Genomic DNA, 14528 nt, shown 5'->3' on the forward strand with positions numbered 1-14528 from the left:
TCAGGCCTCGGGGAACTCGCTGGTGTCGATGGTCAGGTCGAAGGGGGCGGGGAGCGTGAGGGGATCGCCGAACTTGGCGGCGCTCAGTACCCGGTAGACGTCTCCCTTCGGTTCGCCGTAGAGCGTCGCCGTGGGGCCGCCGGGGGCCCATCGGTCGACGAGAAGGTAGAGCGGGATTCCCGCGGTGGCGTAGGCGGCGGGCTTGCTGATGCGGTCGTGCCGGGCGTTGGACTTGGAGGTGACCTCGACGACGAGTTCCGCGAGGGCGGCGGGGATGTGGGTGTCGGACTCGGTGTGCTCCGGCAACTGTGTCACCACGAGGTCTGGGATCAGCATCCCGAGGCGGGACGGAACGGCGATCGCCAGTGTCTGGAAGATCTCCCAGTCCTCCGGGATCACGGGATACAGACGTCGCTGGATGCGTGCAGCGATCACATTGTGAGGCAGTCCCGGAGCTGGTGACACGGTGATGATCCCCTCGATGATCTCCACCTTGCTGCCCTCGGGCCATTCCATCTCCTCCCAGAACCGGACGAGGTCGTCCCAGTTCTGGTCGGGCTCCTGGCTCACGGTGAGTGCGCTCATGGCGGTTCTCCTATCGGTGCGTCACCGATCCCAGCATGCCGAACGGGACCGGCAGTGGTCTACCGATCCCGTTCACCCGAATGGGGAAATGCCTGGTCAGGCAATACGTTCCCGCACCACCGGCGAGGCCGTGAAGGCCGTGCCGGCCGGGGCGATGTCGTGCGAGCCCTCCAGTGCCGCGAGCGCGTACGCGAAGCGGTCCGGGGTGTCCGTGTGGAGGGTCAGGAGGGGCTGGCCCTCGGTCACCGTGTCGCCGGGCTTGGCGTGGAGCTCGACGCCCGCGGCGGCCTGCACCGGGTCCTCCTTGCGGGCGCGGCCCGCGCCGAGACGCCAGGCGGCGACGCCCACGTCGTAGGCGTCGAGGCGGGTCAGGACACCCGAGGAGGACGCCTTCACCACGTGCTGTTCCTTCGATGTCGGCAGGGCCGCGTCCGGGTCGCCGCCCTGGGCCGCGATCATGCGGCGCCAGACGTCCATCGCGGAGCCGTCGGCCAGCGCCTTCGCCGGGTCGGCGTCCTTCAGGCCGGCCGCGTCGAGCATCTCGCGGGCCAGGGCGAGGGTCAGCTCGACCACGTCGGAGGGGCCACCGCCGGCCAGGACCTCGACCGACTCGCGGACCTCCAGGGCGTTGCCCGCGGTGAGGCCGAGCGGGGTCGCCATGTCGGTGAGGAGCGCGACCGTCTTCACGCCGTGGTCGGTGCCGAGGCCGACCATCGTGGAGGCCAGCTCGCGGGCGTCCTCGATCGTCTTCATGAAGGCGCCCGAGCCCACCTTCACGTCGAGGACCAGGGAGCCGGTGCCCTCGGCGATCTTCTTCGACATGATGGAGGACGCGATCAGCGGGATCGCCTCGACCGTGCCGGTGACGTCGCGCAGCGCGTACAGCTTCTTGTCGGCCGGGGCCAGGCCGTCGCCCGCCGCGCAGATCACCGCGCCGGTGGTGTCCAGGACGTCCAGCATCTCCTCGTTGGAGAGGAGGGCGCGCCAGCCCGGGATGGACTCCAGCTTGTCGAGCGTGCCGCCGGTGTGGCCGAGGCCGCGGCCCGACAGCTGCGGGACGGCCGCGCCGCAGGCCGCCACCAGGGGCGCCAGCGGCAGGGTGATCTTGTCGCCGACGCCGCCCGTGGAGTGCTTGTCGGCGGTCGGGCGGGACAGGGACGAGAAGTCCATGCGCTCGCCCGAGGCGATCATCGCGGCGGTCCAGCGGGCGATCTCGCCGCGGTTCATGCCGTTGAGCAGGATCGCCATCGCGAGGGCCGACATCTGCTCGTCGGCCACCTCGCCGCGGGTGTACGCGTCGATGACCCAGTCGATCTGCTCGTCGCTGAGCTCTCCGCGGTCCCGCTTGGTGCGGATGACGGAGATGACGTCCATGGCCATGTCTGGCAGTCCTTACTTCGTGAGGTGGTCGGGGCCGAAGGCCTGCGGGAGCATCCGGGACAGGGGGAGGATCCCCTCCGGCGTCTCCAGCAGCAGCTCCGGGCCGCCGAACTCGTACAGCAGCTGGCGGCAGCGGCCGCAGGGGACGAGTACCTCGCCCTCGCCGTCGACGCAGACGAAGTGCGTCAGCCGGCCGCCGCCGGTCAGCTGGAGCTGGGAGACCAGGCCGCACTCGGCGCACAGCCCGATGCCGTAGCTGGCGTTCTCCACGTTGCAGCCGGTGACGGTGCGGCCGTCGTCGGCCAGGGCGGCGGCGCCCACGGCGTACCCCGAGTAGGGGGCGTACGCCCGGGACATCGCGTCCCGGGCCGCCGTGCGCAGGCCCTCCCAGTCGGCGCCGGTCACTTGCCCTGCCCCTTGCGGTACTGCATGCCGTCCGCCTTCGGCATCCGCAGCCGCTGCGCGGACAGGGCGAGGACGACGAGGGTGACGACGTACGGGGTGGCGGAGACGACCTGGTTCGGGACCTCGTTGGTGCCCGCGTACCAGGCGAAGACCAGCGCGCCGACGACGAGGGTGATCGCGGCCTTGACGTACTTCTTGCGGACCACCAGCCAGATGGCGCCGGCGACCAGCAGGAGCGCGCCGAGGAGCAGCAGGGCGTGCACGTTGGCGGAGCCGCCGCGCAGGTTGAGGCTGTCGGTGTAGCCGAAGAGGCCGGCGCCGATGGCGAGGCCGCCCGGCATCCAGTTGCCGAAGATCATCGCGGCGAGGCCGATGTAGCCGCGGCCGCTGGTCTGGCCCTCCAGGTAGAAGGGGTTGGCCACGATGGAGAGGAAGACACCGCCGAGGCCGGCCAGTCCGCCGGAGATGATCACGGCGAGGTACTTGTACTTGTAGACGTTGACGCCGAGGGACTCGGCGGCGACCGGGTTCTCGCCGCAGGAGCGCAGGCGCAGGCCGAACGGGGTGCGCCACAGGATCCACCAGGTGGCGGGGATCAGGGCGACGGCGATCAGGGTCAGCCAGGAGACGTTCGTGACCAGGCCGCCGAGCAGGCCGGCGAGGTCCGAGATCAGGAACCAGCCCTTGTCGTTGAGGGTCTGGAGTCCGTCGGACAGGCCGGGCACCGTGAAGTGGCCGAGGGAGTCGACCGGCGGGGACTGCTTGGCCGAGCCGCCCTGGTGGCCCTCGAAGGCGAGCGGGGCCAGGTAGCGGGTGGCGCCGAGGGCGAGGATGTTGATGGCCACACCGGAGACGATGTGGTTGACGTTGAAGGTGACGGTGACGATGGCGTGCAGCAGGCCGCCGATCGCGCCGCCGACGATGCCGACGAGGACGCCGGTCCACGGACCCCACTGGAAGCCGGCCCAGGCGCCGAACCAGGTGCCGAGGATCATCATGCCCTCGAGGCCGATGTTGACGACGCCCGCGCGCTCGGCCCACAGACCGCCGAGGCCGGCGAGCCCGATGGGCACGGCGAGCTGGAGCGCGGTGGACATCTGGCTGACGTTGGTGATGCCGTCGGCGCCGGTGATGATGCGCACGAGCGAGGTCAGTGCCAGGGCTCCGGCGATGACCAGGAGCAGCACCGGCCACGACATGCGGCGGCCGGTCGGCGCCGCGGGCTGCAGCGTGGGCTGGTTGAGGTCGGTCGCGGTGGTCATCGGCCAGCCACCTCCTTCTTGGTGTTGTCGGTGGCGCCGAGGACGTGACCGGCGGCCAGCTCCGCGCCGACCCGGCGCTGCTGGCGGCGCAGGCCCCACTCACGGACGGCCTCGTAGGAGACGACGACGGAGAGGACGATCAGGCCCTGCATGATGACCGCGATCTCCTTGTCGTAGCCGTGGAAGTCCAGCTCGGGCGAGGCCTTGTCGAGCCAGGCCCACAGCAGCGCGGCGAAGGCGATGCCGACCGGGCTGTTGCGGCCGAGCAGGGCGATGCCGATGCCGAGGAAGCCGATGCCGGTGGGGAAGTTGAGGCTGTAGGTGTGGGTGTCGCCGAGCAGGATCGGCAGGCCCGCGAGACCGGCGAGACCGCCGGAGATGAGCATCGCGGTGAGCACCATGCGCTTGGGGTCCACGCCGCTGGCCGCGGCGGCGGACTCGGAGGCGCCCGAGGCGCGCAGGTCGAAGCCGAAGCGGGTGCGGTTGAGGACGACCCAGTAGCCGATGCCGAGCAGGACGGCGAGGATCACCAGGCCGTAGATCTCGCCCGCCGCGCCCATGTCGAGGCCGGGGATCCAGCCGGACTCGTGCATCTCGCCGGTGGTGTTGTTGTTGCCGATCTTGACGCCGAAGACGTCCGGCAGCCAGAGGTAGCCGATGACGGCGGTGGCGATGGCGTTGAGCATGATCGTCGCGACGACCTCGCTGACGCCGCGGGTGATCTTGAGGACACCGGCGATGCCGGACCAGAAGGCGCCGGTGCACACGGCGGTCAGGAGCAGCAGCGGGATCTGGAGGGCGGCCGGCAGGTTCGCGTGGGCGCCGACGATCGCGGCCATCATGGCGGCCAGCTGGTACTGGCCGTCGACGCCGATGTTGAACAGGTTCATCCGGAAGCCGATGGCCACCGCGAGGGCCGCGATGTAGTACATCGACGCCTGGTTGACGATCAGGACCTGGATGTCGGAGAACCCGGCCTGCTCGAACATCAGGGCGAACGGCTCGATCGGGTTCTTGCCCGAGGCGATCAGGACGATCGCGCTGAGCACGAAGGCCACGGCGAGCGCGATGACCGGCCCGGCCACCGCGAGGAGCACGCGCTCCCTGTCGAACTTCTTCATCAGCGGGCCTCGTCTTCCGGAGACTCGGGAGACTTGCGGATCTCGGGGGTCTCTTCGTGTTCCAGGTGGCCGGAGGCGGCACCGGTCATCGCCGAGCCGAGCTCCTCGGGGGTGATGGTGGCCGGGTCGGCGTCCGCGACCAGCCTGCCGTCGTAGATCACCCGCAGGGTGTCGGACAGACCGATCAGCTCGTCCAGGTCGGCGGAGATCAGCAGCACGGCCAGGCCCTCGCGGCGGGCCTCGCGGATGTGGTCCCAGATCGCGGCCTGCGCGCCGACGTCCACGCCGCGGGTGGGGTGGGCGGCGATCAGGAAGCGCGGCTTGTGGCTCATCTCGCGGCCGACGATCAGCTTCTGCTGGTTGCCGCCGGACAGGGAGGCCGCGGTGACGTCGATGCCGGGGGTGCGGACGTCGTACGTCTCGACGATGCGGCGGGTGTCCTCCTGCGCCGCCTTCGGGTCGAGCCAGACGCCCTTGGCGTTGGGTTTCTCGGTGACGTGGCCGAGGATGCGGTTCTCCCAGAGGGGGGCCTCCAGGAGCAGGCCGTGCCGGTGGCGGTCCTCGGGGATGTAGCCGACGCCCTGCTCGCGGCGCTTGCGGGTGGGCAGCGAGGTGATGTCCTCGCCGAGGAAGCGGATGGCGCCGGAGTCGGCGTGCTTGAGGCCGATCAGCGCGTCGACGAGTTCGGTCTGCCCGTTGCCCTCGACGCCGGCGATGCCGAGGACCTCGCCGGCGTGGATGGTGAAGGAGATGTCGTCCAGCAGGGCCTTGCCGCCGGGCGCCTCCAGACGCAGCGTGTCGACGGTGATGACCGCCTGGTCGGTGACCGTCGACTCCGCCGTCTCCGGCGTCGGCAGCTCGCTGCCGACCATCAGCTCGGCGAGCTGGCGCGGGGTGGTCTCGGCGGGCACGGCCGTGCCGACGGTGGTGCCGCGGCGGATGACGGTGATGTCGTCCGCGACGGAGAGGACCTCGCCCAGCTTGTGGGAGATGAAGATGACCGAGAGGCCCTCGGCCTTCAGCTCGCGCAGGTTGTCGAAGAGGGCGTCCACCTCCTGCGGCACCAGGACGGCCGTCGGCTCGTCCAGGATCAGCGTGCGGGCGCCGCGGTAGAGGACCTTGAGGATCTCCACGCGCTGGCGGGCGGCGACGCCGAGCTCCTCGACGAGGACGTCGGGGCGCACGCCGAGGCCGTAGCGCTCGGAGATCTCCTTGATCTTGCGGCGGGCCCTGCCGCCGATGCCGTGGAGCTTCTCGCTGCCGAGGACCACGTTCTCGAGGACCGTGAGGTTGTCGGCGAGCATGAAGTGCTGGTGCACCATGCCGATGCCGCGGACGATGGCGTCGGCGGGCGACGAGAAGGAGACCTGCTCGCCGTCGATCGCGATGGTGCCCTCGTCCGGCTTCTGCATGCCGTAGAGGATCTTCATCAGCGTCGACTTGCCGGCGCCGTTCTCGCCGACGAGGGCGTGGACGGTGCCCTTGCGGACGGTGAGGTGGATGTCGTGGTTGGCCACGACACCGGGGAAACGCTTGGTGATCCCGGCGAGTTCGACGGCGGTCACCGATTCGTTGACCGCCGCTCCGGCCGGAGGGCTGCTGGACGCGTTGATGGCGCACTCTCCTGGGGACGGGGGTCGTCTACGCGCGTAGCGCCCCTACGGCATCTGAAGCGGCGTCGGCACATCGACACGACGGGGTACGAGGAGGACCTGGAGGTGCCCTCCTCGTACCCCGCCGAGCGGCGCAACCCCGCGGTTACACGCTGTTCGAGGTGGTGCTCAGCTCAGTTCAGCTGCTCTTGACCTTGATCTCGCCGCTGACGATCTTCTCCTTGGCCGTCTTGATGGCTGCCTGGAGCTCGGCGTTGTCCGCGAACTTCGGGTTGGAGACCGAGAGGCCGACCTCGCCGGACTTCAGATCGCCCTTGACGATACCGGTCGCCGGCTTGCCGTCCTTGACCGACTTCGCAAGGTTGTACACGGCCTTGGCGACGTCCTTGGTGGCCGAAGTCAGGATGTAGTCCTTGTACTTGGCGAGGGCTTCCTGCTTGTACTGGTCGGAGTCGACGCCGATCGCCCAGATCTTGTGGGCCGCGGCGGCCTCGATGACGCCCTGGCCGGAGAGACCGGCGGCGGCGTAGACGACGTCGGCCTTCTTCTCGATCTGGCCCTCGGCGGCGGTCTTGCCCTTGTCGGGGCTGGAGAAGCCGCCCTCCTCCGCGGTCTGCGTCAGGTACTGCGAGATGACCTTGACCTTCGGGTTGGTGTCCGTGACACCCTGCTCGAAGCCGGCCTGGAACTTGTGGATCAGCGGCACGTCCACGCCGCCCACGAAGCCGACCGTGTTGGTCTTGGTGCTCTTGGCGGCGGCGACGCCGGCGAGGTAGGAAGCCTCCTCCTCGTTGAAGACCAGGTCCGCCACGTTCTTCGCGTCGATCGTGGCGTCGTCCACGATGCCGAAGGTGGTGTCCGGGTACTTCTCGGCGGCGTTCTTCATGGCCGACGCGTACGCGTAGCCGACGCCGATGACCGGGTTGTAGCCCTGCTTCGCCAGCGACGCGAGGCGCTGCTCCTTGTCGGCGTCGGTCTCGCCCTCGGTGGGCTCGATGTCGGCCGTCTGGTAGCCGAACTCCTTCTTCGCCTGCTCCAGACCCGAGAAGGCGGCGTCGTTGAAGGACTGGTCGCCCTTGCCACCGACGTCGTACGCGATGGCGAGACCCTTGTCGCCCTTCGAGTCCGACGACCCGGAGGAGGTCGAGGTACCACCGCAGGCGGCGAGGGCGAGGGCCAGGGAGGCGGTCGCTGCGCCTGCGACCGTGATCCGGGAAATCCGGCGCATTGTGGAGCTCCTGTCGTACAAGCGCCGTACGGTTCGGCTTCGGCGCTGGCTTCGCCGCAGATTAACGCGCGTAGACCTGCCTGAAAACCCCTTCTGTCCACCTTGTTATCCGCCCGTGAGCAAGGTGACGCGATGGGCGGTGTGAGGCTTGCCGGGCGCAAACGGAGGGTGGCGGAGGGTGACGCGGGGGCCGTCCGGGCGGTGCCCCTCCGGTCGGGGATCGGCGGGGCTCTGGGTGCGGGTGGTCCGGGGGCTCGGGGTGGGGGCCGGGGGGCGCCGCTGTGGGGGGCGGGTGGTCCGGGGGCGTGGGGTGGGGGCCGGGGGCGCCGCTGTGGGGGCGGGTGGGCCCGAGTTCGCGGTGGGTCCGGGGCCAGGCGGTGGGTCCGGGGCCAGGGGGAGGGCGGGCGGAGTGGTGACGGGGCCCGCCGTCAGGCTTCGGCGGTACGCCCGTCGGCCGGGGCGGGGCGTGTCGACGGACGGCGCACGGGCGCGCCGGGGTGGCCGCAGGGCTTCGGCGGTACGCCGAGAGGGCGGGCCGGCGCACGACAGCGCTGGTGAACCGGCCGGCACCAGGCGGCTAGCGGGCGGCGGCCCAGGGCTACGACCGGACTTCGGCAGTACGCCCGAAGATCCGGCCGACACACGACAGCGCCGGTGAACGAGCCGGCACCAGGCGGCGAGCGGGCGGCGGCCGGACTTCGGTGGCTCGGCGGGGCGCCGGGGTGGTGGACAGACGGGCCCGCAGGCCGTGGGCGGGGCGACGGCCGGGCCCCGGTGGTTCGCCGGGGTGCGACGCGGGCCCGTCGGCCGCGAGACACGCCGTGGGCCAGGGTGCGGGAGCGACGGAGCGGGCGGGCACCGGGGGCGCCCGCCCGCTCCGTCGGACTCCGTACCGCCGGCTATTCGGTCTTGACCTTGATCGAACCGCTGACGATGCCCTCCTTGGCCTTGGCCACGGCGTCCTTGGCGCCCGGGACCTCGGCGAACTTCGGGTTGCTGTCGGACAGGCCCACACCGTCGGACTTCAGGTCGAAGGTCTGGGTGCCGGTGAGCGGCTTGCCGTCCTTGACCGACTTGGCCAGCGCGAAGACCGCGCCGTCGATGTCCTTGAGGGCGGAGGTGAGGATGTAGTCCTTGTACGCGGCGAGCGCTTCCTGCTGGTACTGGTCGGAGTCGACGCCGATCGCCCAGACCTTCGCCTTCGCGGCGGCCTCGATCACGCCCTGACCGGAGAGACCGGCCGCCTGGTAGACGACGTCGGCCTTCTTCTCGATCTGGCCCTCGGCGGCGGCCCGGCCCTTGTCGGGGCTGGAGAAGCCGCCCTCCTCGGCGGTCTGCGTCAGGTACTGCGAGATGACCTTGACCTTGGGGTTGGTGTCCTGGACGCCCTGCTTGTAGCCCGCCTCGAACTTGTGGATCAGCGGCACGTCCACGCCGCCCACGAAGCCGACCGTGTTGGTCTTGGTGGCCTTGGCCGCGGCGACGCCGGCGAGGTAGGAGGCCTCGTTCTCGGCGAAGACGAGGGAGGCGACGTTCTTGCCCTCGACGACGGAGTCCACGATGCCGAAGGTGGTGTCCGGGTACTTCTCGGCGACGGCCTTCATCGCCGGGCCGTAGGCGAAGCCGACACCGATGACCGGGTTGTAGCCCTGCTTGGCCAGGGAGGCGAGGCGCTGCTCCTTGTCGGCGTCGGTCTCGCCCTCGGTGGGCTCGATGTCGGCCGTCTTGTAGCCGAACTCCTTCTGGGCCCTCTGCAGACCGGCGTACGCGGCGTCGTTGAAGGACTGGTCGCCCTTGCCGCCGATGTCGTACGCGATGGCGAGGCCCTTGTCGCCCTTGGTGCCGTCGTCGCCGCTGTCGCTCTCGCTGCTGGTGCCTCCGCAGGCCGTGGCGGCGAGTGCGAGCGACGCGACCCCCACCGCGACGCGGGTCAGTCTCGAAATCCGACGCATCTTGAAGCTCCCCATTCTCCAAAGCCCCGCAGCGGGCGCTCGGTTCGGCGCACATTAACGCGCGTAGAAACTCCTGGGAACGGGGTTCCGCAGTGCCGTTACCCATTCGTGCCGCTGGCCGGTTACGGCCCGGTGAACCACCGGACCGAACGCGGCCGAAGAGGTGCGAAGCGGGCTACTGGACGGCGTCGATGAGGGCCGCCGCCGTGAACATCTCGACGCCTACGGTGATGGCGTGCTCGTCCACGTCGAAGTCGCCCTGGTGCAGGTCCCGGACCGTGCGTTCGCCGGGCGGGCGGACGCCGAGCCGGGCCATCGCGCCGGGCACGTGCTCCAGGTACCAGGAGAAGTCCTCGCCGCCGAGGCTCTGCTCGGTGGGCTCGACGGAGTCCGTGCCGCGCCGGGCGGCCATGGCGGCCTGGAGCAGTTCGGTGCTGGTCACCTCGTTGACGACGGGGGGGACGCCCCGGACGTAGGTGATCTCGGACTTGGCCCGGTGCAGGTTGGCGACCTCGTCGATGGCGCCGACCACGAGGTCGGGCGCCTGCCGCCAGGCGTCGAGGTCGAGGCAGCGCACGGTGCCGGCCAGCTCGGCGTGCTGCGGGATGACGTTCGGGGCGTGGCCGCAGTCGATCCGGCCCCAGGTCATGGCGAGGCCGCTGCGGCTGTCCACCCGGCGGGCGACGACCGCGGGCACGTCCACGACGACGCGGGCGGCGGCGGTGACCAGGTCGGTCGTCAGGTGCGGCCGGGCGGTGTGCCCGCCGGGGCCGTTCAGCGAGATCTCCAGCCGGTCGCAGGCGGAGGTGATGGGGCCGACCCGCAGCCCGACCTTCCCGGCGTCCACCCGGGGGTCGCAGTGCACGGCGAGGATGCGGCGCACCCCGTCGAGCGCGCCGCCCTCGATGGCGTCGGCGGCGCCGCCGGGCAGCACCTCCTCGGCGGGCTGGAAGATCAGCCGCACGGGCCGGGGCAGCAGTCCCTGCTCGTGCAGGGCGGCGAGCACCAGGCCGGTGCCGAGGACGACGGTGGTGTGCACGTCGTGCCCGCAGGCGTGGGCGCGGTCCGGGACGATCGAGCGGTACGGGCACTCGCTCTTCGTGTCCGGGATGGGCAGCGCGTCGATGTCGGCCCGCAGCGCGAGCATGCGCGGGCCGCCGGTCCACTGGCCCGAGTCGGTGCCGATGTCGCAGACGAGTCCCGTGCCGACGGGAAGCACACGCGGCTTGAGGCCGGCCCGCTCGAGCCGCTCCTTGATCGCGGCGGTGGTGCGGAACTCCTGGTTGCCGAGCTCGGGGTGCATGTGCAGGTCGCGACGGAAGGCCACGAGCTCAGCGCGCAGCGCCTCGGGCAGGGTGCCGGGAAGCAGCGCTTCCCCTGACGGGTCGGCCTCGGACTCTCGGGACATCAATTGCTTCACCCTCTGAAGGGTAGGACGCCGAGGCGGTCAACTGTCCTGCGATCAACAAAAGTTCAGCCCGTTAGGGGAAGAAAAGTTGGCCATCCGGCGCATGGGTACCGACGGAGGTGGGTAAACTCGCCCGCTTCCGGCAGCCGCGCCCGTCTCCGTTTCCTTGCTCCCTTCACGGATACCACGCTCCGTGCACCCCACGCGTCCCTTACGCGGACAGCCGGTGCGCGGCTCGGGCCGAGCCCGTGACGCCGGACAGGAAGCCGCCGGCCCGGGGGGAGGCGGTGCGGGTGAGCCAGGTGGGGTCGATGTCGCAGACGGCGACGCGGACGTCCGTGCCGGCGAGGGCGAGCGGGAGGGTGTGGACGACCGTGGACGGGAAGCTGAGGACGGTACGGCCGATCGGGCCACGGCGGGCGATCAGTTCCAGGGGCAGGTCGGGGCGGACGATCTCCAGGCCCGTCTCCACGGCCAGGCGGTGGAGCTTCTCGGTGCTCTCGCGGCGGTGGGCGAAGTAGCGGGCCGCTCCGTGGGTCTTCGCCAGGGAGCGGACGGCGTCCAGGTAGCGGTCGGCGTCCACGACGCCCGTCTCCACCAGGGAGGTGCCGACCATGTCGGCGCCCTTGGTGACGCGGGGCGGGCCGAAGCGGGCGCGGGTCCAGGCGAAGGCGTTGGCGGTGACGGTGACGCCCTCGGGGGTCTCCTCCACGGGCATCGCGGAGAAGACCTCCACGTCGCGGCCCCCGGCCGGGGTCAGACGGTGCCGGGCGGCCCTGGATACGGGGGCGAACAGCAGGTCGCGGGGGCCGGGGCGGCTGCCCTTGCGGTGCCAGCGGACCAGGCGTTCGCCGCGGGCCAGCTGGGTGACGAACTCCATGGTGGCCGTGCCGTCGTCGACGACGACCAGGTCCCGGGCCCGGGTGATGGTCAGCAGCAGTTGGACGTAGCGGGAGAAGGGGTCGCCCATGACGACCCGGTCCGCGCGGCGCAGGGGGCCAGTGAGGCTCCCCACCGTGTGGAAGGGGGCCGTGGCGCCGCCGCGGGCCTCCTCCCAGCGGACCTCGTGGCCCTCCCGCCGGGCCAGCTCCGCCATGCGGCGCAGCTGGCCGCGGGTCATCGGGTCCAGCGGGGACAGGACGACGAGGGTGAGCTCCGCGCCGGGCGCACGGGTGTGCGCCCACTCCAGCACGTTCAGCAGTTGCACCGGGCTCTCGACGAAGGCGAGAGTGCGGGGGCCGGCGTTCCCGGCGCGGGGGCTCATCGGCGTACGACCGTCCCGTCGTAGGGCGTGTGGGGGTGGGAGTGGGTCAGACCGTGACCGGCTCGCCGGCCGCCGCGGCGATCTCCGCCTCGGCGACGACGCCGGTGACGCGGCGCAGCTTCTTCATGGGGCCGAGCTCGGAGTCGTAGACCTTCTTCACGCCGTCGCCGAGGGAGGCCTCGATGGTGCGGATGTCGCGCACCAGGCGGGTCAGGCCCTGCGGCTCGACGGAGGCGGCCTGGTCGGAGCCCCACATGGCGCGGTCGAGGGTGATGTGGCGCTCGACGAAGGTGGCGCCGAGGGCGACGGCGGCGAGCGTGGTCTGCAGGCCCGTCTCGTGGCCGGAGTAGCCGATCGGGACGTTCGGGTACTCCTGCTGGAGGGTGTTGATCACGCGGAGGTTCAGCTCCTCGGCCTTGGCCGGGTAGGTGGACGTCGCGTGGCAGAGCAGGATGTTGTCGCTGCCCAGGACCTCGACCGCGTGGCGGATCTGCTTGGGGGTGGACATGCCGGTGGAGAGGATGACCGTGCGGCCGGTGGCGCGCAGGGCGCGCAGCAGCTCGTCGTCGGTCAGGGAGGCGGAGGCGACCTTGTGGGCGGGGACGTCGAACTTCTCCAGGAATGCGACGGCCTCGGTGTCCCACGGGGAGGCGAACCAGTCGATGTTCTTGCTCTTGCAGTACTCGTCGATCTGGCGGTACTCGTCCTCGCCGAACTCGACGCGGTGGCGGTAGTCGATGTACGTCATCCGGCCCCAGGGCGTGTCGCGCTCGATGTCCCACTGGTCGCGCGGGGTGCAGATCTCGGGGGTGCGCTTCTGGAACTTGACGGCGTCGCAGCCGGCCTCGGCGGCGGCGTCGATCAGCTTGAAGGCGTTCTCGATGTCGCCGTTGTGGTTGATGCCGATCTCGCCGGTGACGTAGACGGGGCGGCCGGGACCGGCCTCGCGGGTGCCGAAGGTGCGGATGCGGGAGTCGCTGCTCATGACGTGGGGTTTCCTTACGTGTGCTGGGTGAGCGGGGTGGGGGTCGTGGGTGAGTCGAGGGAGGGTCCGAGGAGCCAGCCGGCGATCTCGCGGATCGCGCCGTCGCCGCCGGGGAGGGCGGTGACCGCGCGGGCGGCGCCGCGCACCACGTCGTGGGCGGAGGCGACGGCGACGGGCCAGCCGACGAGGGCGAAGCAGGGCAGGTCGTTGACGTCGTTGCCGACGTAGAGCACGCGCTCGGGGGCGATGCCCTGCTCCTCGCACCACTGCTTGAGGGCGAGGTCCTTGCGGTCGATGCCGTGCAGCACGGGCAGCTTGAGCTTGCGGGCGCGGGCGGCGACGACCGGGTTCACCTCCGTGGACAGGATGAGCATCGTCAGGCCGCTGCGGCGCAGGGCGGCGATGCCGAGTCCGTCGCCGCGGTGCACGGAGACGAACTCCCGTCCGTCGGAGTCGATCAGGACCCGGTCGTCGGTCTGGGTGCCGTCGAAGTCGAGGACGACCGCGTCGATGTCCGCCGCGGTCGGGAGGGCGCCGGGCCGGGCGGCGTCGAAGAGGGGCGCGAGCGCTCGGGCGCGGGCCAGGTCGTGCGGGTCGTCGATCTCCAGGACGCGGGCCGGGTCGGTGCGGACCAGTTCGGTGCGGCCGAAGAAGCGGTGGCCGTGGGCGCGGAAGCCCGCGGCGTCCATGGCGTAGGCGGCGCCGGTCTCGAGGAGGTCCTGGGGGCGGTCCTGGCGGCGGGGGCGGTGGGCCTTGTCGTGGTTGACGCCGTGGCCGCCGTCGCCCTCGGCGGTGCCGTCCCGCCAGACGAAGCCGTGGAAGGGGGCGACGGTGACCGCGGTGTCGGCGCCGTCCTCGGCGACGGCGGCGGCCACCGCGTCGACGTCCTCGCGGACCAGGAAGGGGCTGGTGCACTGCACGAGCAGCACCACGTCGACGGGGGCGCCGTGCAGCGCCTCGTGGGTGTCCAGGGCGTGCAGCACGGCGGCCTCGGAGGTGGCCGTGTCCCCGGCGATGGCGGCGGGGCGCAGCACGACCTCGGCTCCGGCCTCGCGGGCCGCGGCGGCGATGGCGCGGTCGTCGGTGGAGACCACGACGTCGGTCACCAGGCGGGTGGCCCGGCATTCGCGGACGGCGCGGGCGACGAGGGGGACGCCGCCGACGGGGGCGAGGTTCTTGGCGGGCACGCCCTTGGACCCGCCGCGGGCGGGGATGACGGCGAGCACGCGGCGCACCGAGGCGCCTCGGCCCGCTTCCGGGTCGTCCGGCTGGGTCATGGATGGGGCTCCTCGGTCTCCTCGGGCGGTGGTGCGGGGCTGGGTCGG

12 protein-coding genes are annotated in these 14528 nt (G+C 71.4%); all 12 read right to left on the reverse strand.

What is annotated here, in order from left to right; all coding sequences use genetic code 11:
• Entirely contained in the window at positions 1-585 is a 585-nt protein-coding gene (locus AB0E77_RS01245; RefSeq protein ID WP_361563823.1) for a Uma2 family endonuclease, read from the reverse strand.
• A 96-nt stretch (positions 586-681) separates the two neighbouring features.
• Positions 682-1959, reverse strand: a complete 1278-nt coding sequence (locus AB0E77_RS01250) for a thymidine phosphorylase (protein ID WP_361564413.1) — start codon at positions 1957-1959, stop codon at positions 682-684.
• An 18-nt stretch (positions 1960-1977) separates the two neighbouring features.
• Entirely contained in the window at positions 1978-2370 is a 393-nt protein-coding gene (locus tag AB0E77_RS01255) for a cytidine deaminase (RefSeq protein WP_361563826.1), read from the reverse strand.
• The gene (locus AB0E77_RS01260; RefSeq protein WP_361563828.1) at positions 2367-3632 is read right to left on the reverse strand and encodes an ABC transporter permease; all 1266 of its coding nucleotides are present in this window, start codon (positions 3630-3632) and stop codon (positions 2367-2369) included. The genes AB0E77_RS01255 and AB0E77_RS01260 overlap by 4 nt, the downstream gene beginning before the upstream one ends.
• Positions 3629-4753, reverse strand: a complete 1125-nt coding sequence (locus AB0E77_RS01265; protein ID WP_361563830.1) for an ABC transporter permease — start codon at positions 4751-4753, stop codon at positions 3629-3631. Before AB0E77_RS01265 ends, AB0E77_RS01260 begins: the two co-directional genes overlap by 4 nt.
• The gene (locus AB0E77_RS01270; RefSeq protein WP_361563833.1) at positions 4753-6318 is read right to left on the reverse strand and encodes an ABC transporter ATP-binding protein; all 1566 of its coding nucleotides are present in this window, start codon (positions 6316-6318) and stop codon (positions 4753-4755) included. The genes AB0E77_RS01265 and AB0E77_RS01270 overlap by 1 nt, the downstream gene beginning before the upstream one ends.
• A gap of 226 nt (positions 6319-6544) precedes the next feature.
• Positions 6545-7594 carry a BMP family ABC transporter substrate-binding protein gene (locus AB0E77_RS01275; protein WP_361563836.1) on the reverse strand — a complete coding sequence of 350 codons (1050 nt, stop codon included), beginning with the start codon at positions 7592-7594 and terminating at the stop codon, positions 6545-6547.
• 899 nt (positions 7595-8493) lie between these two features.
• Positions 8494-9546, reverse strand: a complete 1053-nt coding sequence (locus AB0E77_RS01280) for a BMP family ABC transporter substrate-binding protein (protein WP_361563839.1) — start codon at positions 9544-9546, stop codon at positions 8494-8496.
• A gap of 175 nt (positions 9547-9721) precedes the next feature.
• The gene (locus AB0E77_RS01285) at positions 9722-10954 is read right to left on the reverse strand and encodes a M20 family metallopeptidase (protein WP_361563841.1); all 1233 of its coding nucleotides are present in this window, start codon (positions 10952-10954) and stop codon (positions 9722-9724) included.
• A gap of 211 nt (positions 10955-11165) precedes the next feature.
• Positions 11166-12218 carry a hypothetical protein gene (locus tag AB0E77_RS01290; RefSeq protein WP_361563844.1) on the reverse strand — a complete coding sequence of 351 codons (1053 nt, stop codon included), beginning with the start codon at positions 12216-12218 and terminating at the stop codon, positions 11166-11168.
• A 46-nt stretch (positions 12219-12264) separates the two neighbouring features.
• Positions 12265-13203 (reverse strand): N-acetylneuraminate synthase family protein, encoded by a 939-nt coding sequence (locus tag AB0E77_RS01295; RefSeq protein WP_361563846.1) that lies wholly within the window; start codon positions 13201-13203, stop codon positions 12265-12267.
• Positions 13204-13217: 14 nt separating this feature from the next.
• On the reverse strand, positions 13218-14480 hold the full coding sequence (locus tag AB0E77_RS01300; protein ID WP_361563848.1) for an N-acylneuraminate cytidylyltransferase: 1263 nt from the start codon (positions 14478-14480) through the stop codon (positions 13218-13220).
• Positions 14481-14528: the final 48 nt, after the last annotated feature.

The sequence above is a fragment of the Streptomyces sp. NPDC032940 genome (assembly GCF_040636935.1).
Taxonomy (GTDB): domain Bacteria; phylum Actinomycetota; class Actinomycetes; order Streptomycetales; family Streptomycetaceae; genus Streptomyces.

What these genes read in the sequence shown, in the direction of transcription:
- AB0E77_RS01285 (WP_361563841.1), bottom strand. Translation starts at nt 10,954, where the DNA reads ATGTCCCGAGAGTCCGAGGCCGACCCGTCAGGGGAAGCGCTGCTTCCC.
- AB0E77_RS01260 (WP_361563828.1), bottom strand. Translation starts at nt 3,632, where the DNA reads ATGACCACCGCGACCGACCTCAACCAGCCCACGCTGCAGCCCGCGGCG.
- AB0E77_RS01300 (WP_361563848.1), bottom strand. Translation starts at nt 14,480, where the DNA reads ATGACCCAGCCGGACGACCCGGAAGCGGGCCGAGGCGCCTCGGTGCGC.
- AB0E77_RS01245 (WP_361563823.1), bottom strand. Translation starts at nt 585, where the DNA reads ATGAGCGCACTCACCGTGAGCCAGGAGCCCGACCAGAACTGGGACGAC.
- AB0E77_RS01295 (WP_361563846.1), bottom strand. Translation starts at nt 13,203, where the DNA reads ATGAGCAGCGACTCCCGCATCCGCACCTTCGGCACCCGCGAGGCCGGT.
- AB0E77_RS01275 (WP_361563836.1), bottom strand. Translation starts at nt 7,594, where the DNA reads ATGCGCCGGATTTCCCGGATCACGGTCGCAGGCGCAGCGACCGCCTCC.
- AB0E77_RS01280 (WP_361563839.1), bottom strand. Translation starts at nt 9,546, where the DNA reads ATGCGTCGGATTTCGAGACTGACCCGCGTCGCGGTGGGGGTCGCGTCG.
- AB0E77_RS01250 (WP_361564413.1), bottom strand. Translation starts at nt 1,959, where the DNA reads ATGGACGTCATCTCCGTCATCCGCACCAAGCGGGACCGCGGAGAGCTC.
- AB0E77_RS01265 (WP_361563830.1), bottom strand. Translation starts at nt 4,753, where the DNA reads ATGAAGAAGTTCGACAGGGAGCGCGTGCTCCTCGCGGTGGCCGGGCCG.
- AB0E77_RS01290 (WP_361563844.1), bottom strand. Translation starts at nt 12,218, where the DNA reads ATGAGCCCCCGCGCCGGGAACGCCGGCCCCCGCACTCTCGCCTTCGTC.